We start from the raw sequence: 12,775 nt of genomic DNA on the forward strand, positions 1-12,775 counted from the left end.
TTTTCTGCATAAAAAATACCCTCCAAATTGACACTTAGTTTAAGTGTACCACTTGAAGGGTGTTTTTTTATGTCCCATTTGACTAGGTTAGTCTACAATCGCGTACAGCTTTTTTTACATGGTCAGCTCGATCTTATCATGAGGAGATAATACATCATGGAAGGATGCTGGTGAACCGTTCTTGTATAGTTGGAAATTCCCGCTAACTTTTGTCAAATCAATATCAACGAAACGGAAAATATCCTGAATGATGAACTGATCAGTTGTAACGCGCATGTGTAGTCTGGTGCCGCTCGGGATCGGCTCATCAAGCTCCACTGGTTTTTCCTTGTTATATAGCTGTGCTGCAGGTGGTGTCACTTTAATGGTACTTCCGTTAAATTCAACGGTTAAAGTTGTTGGGGTGTCTGTCTGCAAATGAGAAAGCAATTCAGCTGCAGTCGGGACTTTTCGTTCTTGTATTCGGATACTATCGCCATCGGTCACTTGATCCCGCAGTCGTGCCGGAACATCATTGATAGTAAATACCTGACCGAAAGTTTCAATCGATACTGGCTTATCATTGATGAAGACCTCATATTCCTTTGTCTCGGGCAATGCTGGCAGCGGCAGCTTTTGTTCGTGTAAAAAGCGTTCTGCGGTAGTCACTCTCTGCAACAGGACCTCATCCCTATCTTCCAGGCGGTGTGAAGTTTGAACCGGTTGTCCGTTTACGAGCACTTGTTGTTTCACTTGGTACGATTCGCCATTATAGAAGACAGTCATCGGTTCCAAATCGCCAGTTATATCATGTACAGTCACTTGTGCCGGTAAACCATCCTCTCCCGCTTCCACTTCCAGCTTGTCTCCATCGTATATCGGCGAATCAAGACCGGCAAGCTGTTGATTGCATCTTATTTTCGGCGCTTTTCCGATTGTGCCTGGCAGGGTGAGTGGTTTTCCTTGGAATGTAATCATGCAGGCAGCACCGGGTTTACCATAGAGTCGTGCTATTTGAATACCTGCAGCGAGCAATGCATCGCCGACTGTCAGCTTCTTCATATCGAAAAGACGAATGACTCGTCCGTTTACTTCGATGCTGACATAATGGACTGGGTTCTGTTTAGCAGCCAGCGCAATACCTATAGGAGTAATAAACGCCGGTCCTACTGGTACATTATCCGTTTTTGCAAGCGGCTGAATTGCTTCTGTCCCGCGGATGGCTACTCTATTTTCGGGCAGCTCGAGCATACTTGCCAAGCGTCCAGCCAGACCAGGCGTCTGACTTCCGCCGCCAACGAGCATGACAGCTTTCGGAGCGACAGCATTCAGCTGGATGATGCCAGCTGCGATTGCTTCTGCCAGCTGATCGACCGCATGGCCAATATCCTGCTCAACCTGATCACCATTCAGCTGCTGTTCGAAACCGAGGATATCCATCGTTGTGATTGCATCTTTTTCGGCCCAGTCCCGTTTGGCTGCTTCCGCTACGTGAAAATCGAGCAAATAATGATCACTCAATGCTTCCGTGATTTCATCCCCTGCTTTTGGCACCATGCCATATGCCGTGATTGTCCCTTCATTGGTTATAGCGATATCGCTGGTTCCGGCACCGATATCGACCAACGCTACGTTCAAACGGCGCATGGAGGGTGGGATGAGGACACTGATTGCGGCAATGGGCTCTAATGTCAAAGCATCCATCTCCAAATTGCTTCGCTTCAATGCGGATAGCAACGATTCAATTACAACCTTCGGCAGGAAAGTAGTAATGATCTCCGCACTTGCTTCATTACCTTGCTGATCTATAAGGGATCCAATGTCTTGCTCGTCGAGCTGATAATGTAAGACGGAGTAGCCGACACAATAATAATCCGAACTCTTATCTTTCGATTGCGCAATTTCATATTGAGCCTGCTGGACAGCACTTAGCTCCAAGTGCTGTACTTGCTCTTTGTCCAATACTCCTCGTTCGGAGATGGAATGGCGAATCCGGACACGTTTTGTCTGCAGCGAACGTCCGGCGGCTGCGACACATACTTTATACAACGGACCGTGTTTTTCTTCTAATTTGTGCTTCACTTCCGAAATGACTTGTGCAACGGCCACAACATCGTGAATCTGACCGTCAAGCATCGAGCGCTCATCATGCTCCACCATCTCGTGATCTATCAATGTATAGACGCCGGCATCTGCTTCCAACAGCATACCGACAACAGATCTTGTTCCGATATCCAAGGCAAAAATTCTTTCTTTCAAGACGATATTCCTTTCCGCAGTGAACTATTAGTTTTACTGAATAATGAAATCTTATGAAACTCCTAGATTCATTCTACACTATTTAAGGATGACAGCGCGTAAACTTTTAGCTATAATGATTGCTAATTACCTGAGCTGGATATAATAGAAATAGAGTGGGAGAGAGCGATGAATATGGATGAATTAGCGATTTTGCGAAAAAAATTGGATGAAGTGAACTTGGAGCTGCTTGCCATGATCAATAAACGGGGAAAGCTGGTCCAGGAAATCGGTGAAGTGAAGAAAAAGCAAGGAACAAAACGCTTCGACCCAGTCCGTGAAAGAGACATGCTGAATGTTATAGCGGATAACAATAAAGGGCCATTCCAAGATGCTACACTTCAGCATATATTCAAAGAGATCTTCAAGGCAGGTTTGGAGCTTCAGGAAGACGACATGCACAAAGCATTGCTTGTCTCGCGACGTCGGAAGCCTGAAAACACGGTCATCAACATCAAGGGGACAAAAATTGGTGATGGTACGCCACAGTTCATTTTTGGACCATGCTCTGTGGAGAGCTATCAGCAAACAGCCAAAGTTGCCGGCTCCCTTCAGGACAAAGGTCTCAAGCTCCTACGCGGCGGGGCTTTCAAGCCGCGTACATCTCCTTATGATTTCCAAGGGCTGGGTGAAGAGGGGCTTCGCATCTTGAAAAAGATTGCCGATACGTATGATTTGGCTGTCATCAGCGAAATCGTCGCACCCGAAGATATCGAAAAGGCGGCAGAATATTTGGATGTGATCCAAATCGGCGCCCGCAATATGCAAAATTTCGAATTGCTTAAAGCAGCAGGGGATATAAACAAGCCAATCCTATTAAAACGAGGTATGGCATCCACCATTTCTGAATTCATCCATGCAGCGGAATACATCAGCTCCCGCGGAAATAATGACATCATCCTTTGTGAACGGGGAATACGTACGTACGAGACTGCAACAAGGAATACGCTGGATATCACTGCTGTACCGATTTTGAAGCAAGAGACGCATCTTCCGGTAATGGTCGATGTCACCCATTCCACTGGACGACGGGATCTGCTGCTTCCAGCGGCGAAAGCGGCTCTGGCAATCGGGGCTGATGGTATTATGGCGGAAGTCCATCCGGATCCGGCTGTTGCTCTTTCCGATGCAGCGCAGCAAATGGATTTACCTCGTTTCGATGCGTTCTATCAGGATCTTATTGCGCACAGCAGTTATGCAAGCCGTATCCCATCCGGTGATTGACTGCTGGGAACATAGCTATCCTTTTGTATCAAGCGTTTTTTGCATCTCGTTCTACTGAAATGTTCAAAACTCTGGTATAATGGGTAAAGAATATGTGAATAAACATACAAATTGATATTATCATCTTTAGATGATTGGAATCGTGTAAGGAATATAGGAGGAAATGACACAATGAATGTAACCATATACGATGTTGCCCGCGAAGCGAACGTATCGATGGCAACCGTATCCCGTGTGGTAAACGGCAACCCGAACGTAAAACCTGCAACCCGGAAGAAAGTACTTAGTACAATCGAAGCGCTTGGGTATCGTCCAAATGCAGTAGCCAGGGGGCTGGCGAGTAAAAGAACGACAACAGTCGGGGCAATCATACCGGATATCTCCAGTATCTTCTTCTCCGAGCTTGCCCGCGGGATTGAGGATATTGCAACGATGTATAAATACAATATGATCCTGAGCAATTCCGATCAGAATCCAGATAAAGAACTTACATTGTTCAACAGCATGCTGGAGAAACAAGTGGACGGTATTGTCTTCATGGGCGGCAAAATCAGCGAGGAGCTATTGCAGCAGTTCGAGAAATCCCCTGTACCGATCGTCATTGCAGCCAATGTACAAGGAACAGGAGATACGCCATCTGTCGCAATCGATTATGAACAAGCTGCGTATGAAGCGACGAAATTGCTGATCGATCATGATCATGAACATCCGGCATTTGTTGCAGGAACGGCAGAAGCTGAAACGAATAACCAGAAATACAAAGGTTATCTTCGCGCCGTGATGGAAAACAATGCCGAAGTGAAACAGGAGTACATCGTAAAAGCTAACAATACGTACAATTCCGGTTTGGAAGCGGCAAAGCAGCTGGTAGATTTGACAAATCGTCCTTCTGCAGTATTCGTTTCTTCTGATGAAATGGCACTTGGTGTCATCCATGGTTTCCAAGACAATGGTTTGCGTGTACCGGAAGATATTGAAGTGGTCGGATATGATAATACGAGACTGGCGACGATGGTCCGCCCAACTCTTTCCACTGTCGTACAGCCTACTTACGACATCGGTGCTGTAGCCATGCGTCTACTGACAAAACTGATGAATAAAGAGGAAGTATCAGAGAAGAATGTCATCCTTCCGCACCGCATCATCGAACGGAATTCGACCAAATAAAAAACTAGCGTATCCAATTGGATACGCTAGTTTTTTTATAATGTAATGGTTTCTGATTCCTTGTCATTTGCGCCGACAGCTTTGATTTGATAGGTGGAATCATTGTCTGGAAGATTGAAGGAGGATTGATCGCTGAATCCGATTTGCTTGAAACTGTCTCCTTGCTTCTGCAGGATGCGATACCCTTTCACATCTCCTGTTTTTGATTGTGTCCACGTCAATTTCTTATCCGCTTTTTGTACATTCGTCGGCGGCAGCGGAGCACCGGAACTTGTCTTTACGGTTTTAGTATCATCCGATTTCGATGATGCACTGCTGCTTGCTGCTTTCCCAATCAGCTTTTGGACTTTTTCGTTGTTAGGGAAGAGCTGTTCGATGCTGACGCCCTGCAAGCCATTTTCCTTAACATAATCTGGGTTGAGCACAATTTTACCGTTCTGTTTGATCAGGCTGTCATCCGCTTTCGTTGGTACATGATCTATATCAAACAAATCGGTTTTGACCATTCCAGCTTGTTTACAAAGGTCCGTTGGTTTGCCGCCGCCAATTGCGCAATAGGACGCCTTTGTCAATCCGTCAGGCTGCTTGAATGACTCGCTTGGAGCCATCAGCTTGGGATCGATTTTTGTGGCACTATTGACTAATTGTGTCCATAGCAATTGGTTTCGCTGACTATAGCTCATTCCGGAGGTCTGGATGGAAGCTTGTTTATCATACCCCATCCACACGCCGACTGTTACATTCGGGTTGGTGGCAACGAACCAGGAATCATGGTAATTCTGTGATGTACCAGTTTTACCGGCCCAATCCACATTCTTATTGGACAGCTGGGATTTCGCATACGTAGCCGTACCGTTGTTCAGGACACCTCGCATCATATCAAGCATTAAATAATTTGTCTGCGGGCTGAACACTTTGTTCGATTTGGATTCGTGTTTATAAATCTCTTTGCCATCTTTTGTAGTGATCGATTCGATCATATAAGCGTCCGTGAATTCGCCATTATTACCGAAAGTTGCATAGGCATTGACGTTTTCTTCAACAGTGGTACCGTAGTCCAAACCGCCCAGGGAAGCTGCTAGCTGGGAGTGGTCTCCTTCAGTCAAAGTCGTTATCCCCATGCTTTCCAAGTATTTGCTGGCGGGATCAAGGTTGACTATTTCCTTATAGGCTTTCGCGGCTGGTACGTTATAGGATTCTTCCAACGCTTTTCGTGCAGTTACAAGTCCATGGTATACTCCACCGTAGTTTCCAGGATTCCAAGTTTTTGATGATCCAGGGACAGTGAATTTCTTGCTTAAGTCACCGATTACACTTCCCGGCTGCAACGTGCCTTCTTCCATCGCTGGGGCGTACACAAGCAGCGGCTTCATCGTACTGCCATTGGAACGCTTCGTGTCAGTGGCATGGTTCACTTGGTTTTCCTCATAATCCCGTCCACCGACAAAGCTAAGTATTTTACCAGTGCTATTCTCGATCATGATGGATCCGGCTTCGATCGGCTCGGAAACAGTCTCCGTTTCTCCGTCACTATTCGTCCGTTCCACCCAATGATCCGGCTGATAATAAGCGTATTCTTTTGCGATTTTCTGTTGGGCAACATACATATCTTTATTGATCGTTGTATGGATTTGGTAGCCTTTTTGACGAATATCGCGTTCTGCTTTTTCCAGGTAATCGTTCTTCAAATCATTATCTTTGTTCAAATCCTTCTCGGAATGGCCATCCTGTTCAGCGAGCTGTATGGCGATGATATCCGCTGCTCGCTGCTCGACCTCGGTAGTCAGATAGCCATAGTCGTCGGCAGCCACCGGTTTTGCTTCTGCAAAATCCTTGGTAATGTCATAGCCGATAGCGTCATCGTACTCCTGCTGTTCGATATAACCCTCATCGAGCATCCGGTTGAGTACTTGCTTCATCCTATTCAAACCGGGTTGAATGGCCGTCTCTTCTTTCAATTCACCGCTGTTGGTGAACGGTGAATACGCCGTCGGACTCTGAGGCAATCCGGCTAGGAAAGCCGCTTGCGGCAGGGTAAGATCCTTGGCATCCACACCGAAGATGCCTTGGGCAGCTGTCTGGACGCCGGCGATATTGTCACCGGAAGCATTCCTCCCAAATGGGACGATATTCATATATGCTTCCAGAATTTCGTCTTTCTTCAGCACTTTTTCCAAGCGCATGGCGAGTATGATTTCCTTGGCTTTTCTTTCAAAGGATACCTCATTGGTCAATATTTGGTTTTTGACGAGCTGCTGGGTGAGCGTACTGCCGCCCGTCTTCATGTCAGAGTTCGTTGCTTCCTGCATGAGCGCCCTGAGAATCGATTTAGGGACTACTCCGTCATGAGTTTCGAAATTATCATCCTCTGTTGCAATAATGCCATTAATGACATATGGTGAAATGTCATCGAGTTTCACATCTTCGCGATAGAGGTCGGTCTTAATATTGCCTAAGAAAATATTATCCGCAAAATAAATGGAGGAAGTCTCTTCATAATTGTAGATTTCTTCTTTCATAGAGTCATAGGATCGGACGGGCTCATTCTTTACAAGTGATGCAAAATATCCAGCACCAGCTCCCGCAGCAAAGAAGATCCCGACGCCAGCTATAAGTAGGAAAAAGAGAAATAAGTTCCAGATGACGTCATATGTGATACGAGAATTCCGCTGAATTCGCCCAGCCTTCCAAGCTTCGGCAATTCGTTTGCTTATTCTCGTCCATATTGCTTTGATTTGCATATTTCACCCCCGAATTGGTTTGTCTATTATACCATAATAGTCAATTTCCGTAGTGAGTCCAAAATCCTTGTTGCATTATTCACTTCTATGTGGTAATAATGAAGGAACAGTCATTATAAAATATTGCGTTGAAGGTTATAGTAGCGGAACAATTCCCTGTTGCAGAGAGCTGACGGCCGGTGCGAGTCAGTATACAGTTGTTTTGCCAAGTACAGGCTGGAGCTTCTCCTGTTCAAGCAGGAGACGGATGTATATCCGTTAGCAAACCGAGTGGCAGTTCATACTGCAACAAGGGTGGTACCGCGAGTTATTTCCTCGTCCCTTTTTTGGGGACGGGGTTTTTTTATTTTCAAATGGAAGCAGGGAGTGTGATCGAATGTCAATTTTACAGGATTTAAAAGACAGGGGTTTAATTCAGCAAACAAGTGATGATGCAGGGTTGGAGAAGCATCTGTCCAGCCAGCAAGTAAGTCTGTACTGCGGATTCGACCCTACAGCTGACAGCTTGCACATCGGGCATTTGGTGCCGATGTTGATGCTGAAGCGGTTCCAGCAAGCAGGTCACCGTCCGATTGCACTTATCGGCGGAGGCACAGGAATGATAGGGGATCCCAGTGGTCGTTCTGATGAGCGTAATTTGAACGATGCAGCTACAGTTGAGCGTTTCAGCCAAGGTATACAGAAGCAGCTGGCCAAAATTCTGAACTTCGATGAAGGTGAGAATGCTGCCAAAGCGGTAAACAATAAAGATTGGCTTGGTTCCATGAGCATCATCGATTTCCTTCGCGACATAGGGAAGCATTTTGGAGTCAATTACATGCTGGCAAAGGATTCTGTTGAGTCAAGGCTGGCGAATGGAATTTCTTTCACGGAGTTCACATACATGATTTTGCAATCTTTGGATTACCTGCGTTTGCACGAAAAGGAAAATGTGACATTGCAAATTGGTGGTAGTGATCAATGGGGCAATATCACAGCTGGCATGGAATTGATTCGCCGGACATATGCAGGGAACGATGAAGAAGCTCCAGACAAAGCATTCGCTTTGACAGTTCCGCTTATCACGAAAGCAGACGGAACGAAATTCGGTAAAACAGCTGGTGGAGCAGTGTGGCTAAGTCCGGAACGCACGACTCCTTATGAGTTTTACCAATTCTGGTTCAATACAGATGATCGGGATGTCATCAAGTTCATGAAATACTTTACTTTCATGTCCCTTGAAGAAATCGCAACTTACGAAGAGAGCGTTGAGAAAGAGCCGGAAAAACGCCTGGCGCAGACAAAGCTTGCCGAAGAGATGACTACGCTTGTACATGGTAACGAAGCACTGGAACAAGCGATAAAAATTTCTGAAGCACTTTTCAGTGGCGATATTGCGTCCTTGAATGGTGCAGAAATTGAACAAGGCTTCAAAGATGTTCCGTCCCACACGGCTGTCGACGAAGATAAGCCGCTTGTCGATATGCTGGTGGAAGCGGGGATTTCCCCTTCCAAACGTCAGGCAAGGGAAGACATCACAAATGGTGCAATCCGCATCAACGGTGAAAAAGAAGGAGATGTATCCCGCGTTCTTACAAAAACAGATCGAATCGATGGGAGATTCATCATCATCCGTCGCGGTAAGAAAAAATATACGTTGGTAAAATTCGCGTAATGAAAAGCACTGTCCCAACAGGACGGTGCTTTTCATGTTTGATGAACAGGGCAAGGGGAATGTAAAAACCATGAAGCGCTTCCGCATTTACAGAAAGTAAATAATAGGAGGTAAAAATCATGGCTAACACAACTACAATCGAATTATTCCTGAATGAAAGTGATGCAAAAGTGAAAGTGAACGAACTGATTTCCTCTGGCGTACCGGAACAAGATATCATGATCATCGTTGATAAAAAACCTGCGGACAGCATCCTTGGTGACAAGAGAGATGTCCATTACAGGGAAGCAAATGGTTCCTTCGGTGCAAAACTTGCCTCTTTTTTCTCCAGTGAAGATCCAGAAGAGAAGGTCCTCAAAAACTTAGGTCTGTCAGAAGCTGAAAAAGAGAGCTATGCAGATGAGCTAAAAGCAGGAAAAGTATTGCTGTATGCAAAAAATGCTCCGGCAACCCGAACTCACCCCCGGCCAGCAGCTGCAAAGGATCGTACGGAGCAGGCAACGGAAGCTGAGAAGGGTATGACTGCAGATGGCCTTTATGCAGCCGATAAACCGAATGATGGACTTCATGCAGAACCGAATACGAAAGATCAGAAGGCCAATGAATGGAATAAGACAAGTAGATAAGTCGATATCAAAAAGCTCCGACAGCATGTCCTGTCGGAGCTTTTTTTGTGTTCAAAGACATGTATTGGGTTCCGTCCCATGCTGTACATCCATTCTTCAATCGATGGTACTGAAAGCGCATACAAAATTCATAACCCGGTGTTAAGATGAATGTAACGAAAGGAGGATTTGATGAATCTCAATGAACGCAGCTCTGCTATATTGGATGCTTTATTAAGCAATCCAAGCATATCCAGTGCTTTAATGGAGAAGAAATTCGACCTTTCAAAAAGGCAGCTTGGTTATTCCATCCATAAGATCAATAGCTGGCTTGAACATATTGGATTGCCATTGATCGAGCGAACATCTCAGGGGCATTTTCTTATCGATGAAAAAGTATTTACGGCACTGAACCATGTGAAAGAAACAGCGGAACAGAAACATTCTTCCATTTTGACCGTTCGGCAAAGGACGCATCTCCTTCTTTGTATGCTAATAAGCAAGGATTACCTGTCATTGGATCATTTCTCGATTGCATTGCGTATCAGCAGAAACACCATATTGCGGGATTTGAAGAATTTGGAGAAGCAGCTTGAACCTTTTCATCTGCATATACGATACAGCCGAAAACATGGTTACTACATGGAAGGAAATGAATTTCAACTACGAAAAGCTTTAATGTCTGCATTAATGGAATTACTGGAAACGGACGATGGACTTCCTGAATTAATGGATGTATTAGAACTGGAAAAAGATTGTGTGGATGCCTTTCGCAACAGAATTGAGATGGTAGAAAAAAAACTATCGATCAAATTCACTGACGAGAAAATGAAGACGATGCCGATAACTTTATTCCTCATTCTAGAGCGGATCAGAAAGGGAGAGTGCTTGGCTGACTCTCCGATACGTTATAAGGAATTGGCTGGAACAAAAGAATACCAAGCCGCAGAGGAATTGTTATTCGATCAGCAAGGATTGCCGGAAGCAGAAAAGCTTTTTATCACCCTCCATTTATTGTCGGCCAATGTGATAACGGCAAACCTGGAATCGGAGGATACAATCCCCAATTTATTCCCTGCAGTCGATAGTATGCTCAGTCTTTTTGAGAAGGTTTCCTGTATCCGTGTCCAGGAACGGAAGCAGCTGCTTGATAAACTGATGCAGCATATCAAGCCGGCTTATTACCGGATTAAATACAACCTTACGGACACTACACCAGTTCCAGGTGTGTTAAGCGGGGAATTCCGCTCATTGCATCAGTTGGTCAAACGCTCCCTTGATCCACTGAAAAGCTTCATACAAAGTGAAATTCCGGAAAACGAACAGGTATACATCACCTTGCTTATCGGTGGTTGGATCAGGCAGCAGGGTGAAAGCATCAGGGAGAAAGTTAAAGCGATTGTGGTGTGTCCGCAAGGTGTTTCAGTTTCCAAGCTGATGTTCCATGAGTTAAGCGGTCTTTTCCCGGAATTCGTATTTCTGGATAGCATGTCCGTTCGCGAATTCATCACATACGACTTGGATTACGATATTGTATTTTCACCAGTCTTATTGGAGACATCAAAAAAGCTGTTCCTAACGAAGACGATGTTGGATACCCACGAAAAAAGGCTCCTCAGAAAACAGGTTCTAACCTATATTCATGGGTTTGTTTCCAAGGAAGTAAGGACAAGCGATATCATGCAAATCATCCGTAATCATGCAACAGTCAAAAATAAGCAGGCGCTGGAACAGGAACTCCAGGCATATCTCAGTGAAGTGGATCAGCATGTGGTTCGTACAACTTTGGAAGAGGCACAGCCGCTAGAGCTATCGGATTTTTTGATGAACCAGCATGTAAAGATGACATATCAAACCGAATCATGGGAAGAGGCTGTACGATCCTGTGCTGGTATCTTGCTCGATAAAGGGATCATCGAAGACAGATACATTGACGCCATGATCAAAAGCAGTGAGAAAGATCCATATATCGTGATAGGAAACGGTATAGCTATCCCGCATGCCTCACCTGAAGATGGCGTTGTCCGAACCGGAATGAGTCTGCTCAAGATAAAAAATGGTGTGCAGTATTTTGGACATCGCATTCATATTTTAGTAGTCATCGCGGCGAAGGACAAGAAGGAGCACATACATGCACTCATGCAGCTCATGAAACTCTCCAAGTGTGAAGAGGATGTGAAAAACATGATAAATGCTGCAGGTATACCAGAGATGAGAAGGATCATCCATCAATATTCCAATGACGCTGTAAAGGAGAAGGAGTTGTATTATGGCTGAATTTTATCTAGGTGAAAATCTTGTATTTCTGCATATGACAGGGACATGTGAGGATATATTGCGTGAAATGGCGGAGAATCTTGTAAAAGAAGATTTAGTCGAAACAAGCTTTGTATCCGGTATCATGGAGCGGGAGAAAGATTATCCGACAGGTTTGCCGACGAATTCGTCTATATCTGTCGCCATCCCGCACACGGATATCGAGCATGTCAAAAAGAATGCAATCAGTGTTGCGGTATTGAAGGAGCCAGCTGCTTTCCGAGTGATGGGAGAAGCTTCGATGGAGACACCGGTAAGTATTATTTTTATGCTGGCGATGAAGGAGTCACATGCACAGCTATCGTTATTAAAAGATCTTATGACCTTTTTGCAAGATGAAGGGACGCTGCGAGATTTATATGATTCCAAGACAAAAGAGGAAGTTGTCCAACTAATTGATAGAAAGCTAAGCTTGACTGCAAGTAAAGGAGGTGACAGATAATGGCCAAAAAACAAGTATTGGTCGCCTGTGGCGCTGGTATTGCCACTTCCACTGTCGTAAACAGTGCAATTGAAGAGATGGCGAAGGAAAATAAAATCGATGTCAATCTGATTCAAATCAAAATAGCAGAAGTGCAGTCCTATGTCGATACAGCTGATCTGCTGGTGACGACAGCTATGGTGAAAACATCCTATCCTTTTCCCGTGATCAATGCACGCTCGTTCCTGACAGGAATCGGTTTGGAAGAAACAAAGGAACAAATCTTGACTGAATTGAAAAAATAAAAATTGGGAGTCGGTTCCGGGTTTTGTGGAATCGACCTCAATTTCTAAAAAAGTGGGGGCTGTGT

9 protein-coding genes and 1 other annotated feature are annotated in these 12,775 nt (G+C 45.0%); of the genes, 7 read left to right on the forward strand and 2 right to left on the reverse strand.

Translation table 11 applies throughout. The features are described from left to right. Positions 1-114: 114 nt before the first annotated feature. Positions 115-2,238: a cell division protein FtsA gene (locus BLQ53_RS15160; RefSeq protein ID WP_093728156.1), complete on the reverse strand. Its 2,124-nt coding sequence runs from the start codon at positions 2,236-2,238 to the stop codon at positions 115-117. Between the two features lie 168 nt (positions 2,239-2,406). Here BLQ53_RS15160 and BLQ53_RS15165 point away from each other — a divergent pair, with 168 nt between their 5' ends. Both BLQ53_RS15165 and ccpA read left to right on the forward strand, forming a co-directional pair. Continuing rightward, the gene (locus tag BLQ53_RS15165; RefSeq protein ID WP_093728157.1) at positions 2,407-3,501 is read left to right on the forward strand and encodes a bifunctional 3-deoxy-7-phosphoheptulonate synthase/chorismate mutase; all 1,095 of its coding nucleotides are present in this window, start codon (positions 2,407-2,409) and stop codon (positions 3,499-3,501) included. Between the two features lie 171 nt (positions 3,502-3,672). Beyond that, complete coding sequence (ccpA, locus tag BLQ53_RS15170; protein ID WP_093728158.1) at positions 3,673-4,668, forward strand: catabolite control protein A; 996 nt, start codon at positions 3,673-3,675, stop codon at positions 4,666-4,668. Positions 4,669-4,703: 35 nt separating this feature from the next. Here the strand turns inward: ccpA and BLQ53_RS15175 are convergent, their stop codons facing one another. After that, positions 4,704-7,409, reverse strand: coding sequence for a transglycosylase domain-containing protein (locus BLQ53_RS15175; RefSeq protein ID WP_093728159.1), 2,706 nt, complete (start codon positions 7,407-7,409; stop codon positions 4,704-4,706). 119 nt (positions 7,410-7,528) lie between these two features. Further along, positions 7,529-7,735 (forward strand) — a binding site (T-box leader). 50 nt (positions 7,736-7,785) lie between these two features. Between BLQ53_RS15175 and tyrS the strand changes: the two genes are divergently transcribed. From tyrS to BLQ53_RS15200, 5 genes are all read left to right on the forward strand, one after another. After that, entirely contained in the window at positions 7,786-9,063 is a 1,278-nt protein-coding gene (gene tyrS / locus BLQ53_RS15180; RefSeq protein ID WP_093728160.1) for a tyrosine--tRNA ligase, read from the forward strand. 119 nt (positions 9,064-9,182) lie between these two features. Beyond that, entirely contained in the window at positions 9,183-9,689 is a 507-nt protein-coding gene (locus tag BLQ53_RS15185; RefSeq protein WP_093728161.1) for a YflT domain-containing protein, read from the forward strand. A gap of 171 nt (positions 9,690-9,860) precedes the next feature. Further along, positions 9,861-11,945: a BglG family transcription antiterminator gene (locus tag BLQ53_RS15190; protein ID WP_093728162.1), complete on the forward strand. Its 2,085-nt coding sequence runs from the start codon at positions 9,861-9,863 to the stop codon at positions 11,943-11,945. Beyond that, positions 11,938-12,426, forward strand: coding sequence for a PTS sugar transporter subunit IIA (locus BLQ53_RS15195; RefSeq protein ID WP_093728163.1), 489 nt, complete (start codon positions 11,938-11,940; stop codon positions 12,424-12,426). Before BLQ53_RS15190 ends, BLQ53_RS15195 begins: the two co-directional genes overlap by 8 nt. Beyond that, positions 12,426-12,710, forward strand: a complete 285-nt coding sequence (locus BLQ53_RS15200; protein ID WP_093728164.1) for a PTS sugar transporter subunit IIB — start codon at positions 12,426-12,428, stop codon at positions 12,708-12,710. The genes BLQ53_RS15195 and BLQ53_RS15200 overlap by 1 nt, the downstream gene beginning before the upstream one ends. The last annotated feature ends 65 nt before the right edge of the window (positions 12,711-12,775 follow it).

Source organism: Terribacillus halophilus, assembly GCF_900101385.1.
Lineage (GTDB): Bacteria > Bacillota > Bacilli > Bacillales > Amphibacillaceae > Terribacillus > Terribacillus halophilus.

Excerpts from the sequence above, each read along its gene's own strand:
- ccpA (WP_093728158.1), top strand. The coding sequence starts at position 3,673 with ATGAATGTAACCATATACGATGTTGCCCGCGAAGCGAACGTATCGATG.
- BLQ53_RS15195 (WP_093728163.1), top strand. The coding sequence starts at position 11,938 with ATGGCTGAATTTTATCTAGGTGAAAATCTTGTATTTCTGCATATGACA.
- BLQ53_RS15175 (WP_093728159.1), bottom strand. The coding sequence starts at position 7,409 with ATGCAAATCAAAGCAATATGGACGAGAATAAGCAAACGAATTGCCGAA.
- BLQ53_RS15185 (WP_093728161.1), top strand. The coding sequence starts at position 9,183 with ATGGCTAACACAACTACAATCGAATTATTCCTGAATGAAAGTGATGCA.
- BLQ53_RS15190 (WP_093728162.1), top strand. The coding sequence starts at position 9,861 with ATGAATCTCAATGAACGCAGCTCTGCTATATTGGATGCTTTATTAAGC.
- tyrS (WP_093728160.1), top strand. The coding sequence starts at position 7,786 with ATGTCAATTTTACAGGATTTAAAAGACAGGGGTTTAATTCAGCAAACA.
- BLQ53_RS15165 (WP_093728157.1), top strand. The coding sequence starts at position 2,407 with ATGAATATGGATGAATTAGCGATTTTGCGAAAAAAATTGGATGAAGTG.
- BLQ53_RS15200 (WP_093728164.1), top strand. The coding sequence starts at position 12,426 with ATGGCCAAAAAACAAGTATTGGTCGCCTGTGGCGCTGGTATTGCCACT.